Origin of the sequence: Roseateles sp. (genome assembly GCF_031397715.1) — a bacterium.
Taxonomy (GTDB): domain Bacteria; phylum Pseudomonadota; class Gammaproteobacteria; order Burkholderiales; family Burkholderiaceae_C; genus Paucibacter_A.
In genome coordinates this window covers 1-2,400 of sequence record NZ_JANNMI010000329.1, presented here as the reverse complement: position 1 = coordinate 2,400, position 2,400 = coordinate 1, and the positions used below count along the sequence as shown (strand labels likewise).

Genomic DNA, 2,400 nt, shown 5'->3' with positions numbered 1-2,400 from the left:
CTTTGCCATGGCCGGTGCGGGCGAAGCGGGGAAGCCCGTCATCCACGCGCTGGAGCAAATCTCCCACGCGCTGATGCGCATGATCGGCGTGATCATCCAACTGGCTCCGCTCGCGGCGTTCGGAGCCGTCGCCTTTACCCTCGCGAAATTCGGCGTCGGCAGCTTGTGGGGGCTGGGCAAGCTGATGGCCTGCGTGTACCTGACGTGCGCGTGTTTCATTTTCGGTGTGCTGGGGCTGCTGCTGCGGCTGACCGGCCTCAGCCTCTGGCAGTTCCTAAAATACATCCGGGAGGAAATCGTGATCGTGCTGGGCACCGCGTCCTCCGAACCCGTGCTGCCGCGCATGATGGCCAAGATGGAAAACCTCGGCGCCAAGAAGTCCACCGTCGGCCTGGTGATCCCGACCGGCTACTCCTTCAATCTGGACGGCACCTCGATCTACCTGACCATGGCCGCCGTCTTTATCGCGCAGGCCACCAACACACCGATGTCGCTGACGCAACAACTGACCCTGTTGGCCGTGCTGCTGTTGACCTCCAAGGGCGCGGCCGGCGTGACCGGCAGCGGCTTCATCGTGCTGGCCGCCTCGCTCAGCGCCGTCGGCGGCATCCCGGTGGCGGGCCTGGCGCTGATCCTGGGCATTGACCGCTTCATGAGCGAGGCGCGCGCGCTGACCAATCTGATCGGCAATGGCGTCGCCACCCTGGTGGTCGCCAAGTGGACCGGCGACCTCGATGTTGAGCGCATGAACCGCCACCTCAACAACGAGACCGATCTGGAAGCCGACGCGCCCGAGCAGGTGCTGGACCGTGTCAACGTGCAGCTCAAGACCTGATCAGCGCAAACCCATTAGGTCAAAGCCAAACGCACCCTGGCGGCCTGATATTCAGCCGCCAGGCGTGCCACCAAAGCCGCCGCCGGTAACACCTCACGCACCGCGCCGATGCCCTGGCCGCAGCCCCAGATTTCCTTCCAGGCCTTGGCGGAGCTGCCGCCGAAGTTCATCGCTGTGGGGTCGCTCTCGGGCAAGTTGTCCGGGTCCATGCCGGCATTGACGATGGAGCCGCGCAAGTAGTTGCCGTGCACGCCGGTGAACAGATTGCTGTAGACGATGTCGTCGCTATTGCTCTCGACAATCATCTGCTTGTAGGCCTCCGAGGCGCGCGCCTCCTCGGTGGCGATAAAGGCCGAGCCGATATAGGCAAAGTCGGCGCCCATAGCCTGAGCCGCTAACACCGCATCGCCACTGGCGATAGCGCCCGACAGCGCGACCGGGCCGTCGAACCACTCGCGAATTTCCTGGATCAAGGCAAACGGGCTCTTCACGCCGGCGTGGCCGCCAGCACCAGCCGCCACCGCGATCAGGCCGTCGGCGCCTTTTTCGATCGCCTTCTTGGCGAACTTGTTGTTGATGATGTCGTGCAGCACGATGCCGCCCCAGGCGTGCACGGCCTGGTTGACGTCCTCGCGCGCGCCCAGCGAGGTGATGATGATGGGTACCTTGTACTTGGCGCAGACGGCCATGTCATGCTCAAGTCGGTCGTTACTTTTGTGCACGATCTGGTTGATCGCAAACGGCGCGGCCGGCTGGTCCGGGTTGGCCAGGTTGTAGGCGGCCAGCTCGGTGGTGATCTCGTTCAGCCACTCGTCGAGCAGCTCGGCCGGGCGGGCGTTCAAGGACGGCATGGAGCCGATCACGCCGGCCTTGCACTGGGCAATCACCAATTTGGGGTTGCTGATGATGAAGAGCGGCGAGCCGATGATGGGCAGCGGCAGATTCTGCAAAATTGCGGGCAAGGACATTGAAAGGTTCTCCGTTCAGAAATCACTCAAAAAGCGTCGAGCGCCATCGCGGTGACGCTGTCGGCGCCCTCCACAATGGCATCGCGCAGGCCGCCGGCGCGGCTCAGAATGTGCTCGGCATAAAAGCGCGCGGTGGCGATCTTGGCCGACATAAAGGCCGCGTCGTTGCCCGCCGCCAAGTGATCTTCGGCAACCATCAGCGAGCGTGCCAACTGCCAGCCGGCGACCAGATTGCCGGCCAACATCAGATAGGGCACCGAGCCGGCGTAGGCCGCGTTCGGATTGCTGCGCGCATTGGCGGCGATGAAGTCCACCACATCGAGGTAGGCCAGGCGAGCGGCCGCCAGGCGTTTGAGCACCGAGCGAGCGGCGGCGCTGTCAGCGCGAGCGGCCAACTGCGCCTCGGTCGCCTCGACCATCTCCGCCACCGAGCGGGCAAAGGCGCCTCCGTCGCGGCCGGTTTTGCGGCCGACCAGGTCATTGGCCTGGATGGCGGTTGTGCCTTCGTAAATGGTCAGGATCTTGGCGTCGCGGTAATGCTGCGCCGCGCCGGTTTCCTCGATAAAGCCCATGCCGCCATGCACTTGCACGCCCAGG

At 64.4% G+C, this 2,400-nt stretch carries 3 protein-coding genes; 1 reads left to right on the top strand and 2 read right to left on the bottom strand.

Annotated features, from left to right (window positions below; all coding sequences use genetic code 11):
* A partial coding sequence (locus tag RMO57_RS14390) for a cation:dicarboxylate symporter family transporter (RefSeq protein WP_310387738.1) occupies nt 1-835 on the top strand: 835 nt, incomplete at its 5' end.
* Nucleotides 836-849: 14 nt separating this feature from the next.
* Here the strand turns inward: RMO57_RS14390 and RMO57_RS14385 are convergent.
* A complete protein-coding gene (locus RMO57_RS14385) occupies nt 850-1,803 on the bottom strand; it encodes a nitronate monooxygenase family protein (RefSeq protein ID WP_310387736.1) in 954 nt (317 codons plus the stop codon).
* 26 nt (nt 1,804-1,829) lie between these two features.
* The coding region (locus RMO57_RS14380; protein WP_310387734.1) for an acyl-CoA dehydrogenase at nt 1,830-2,400 on the bottom strand (571 nt) is incomplete at its 5' end.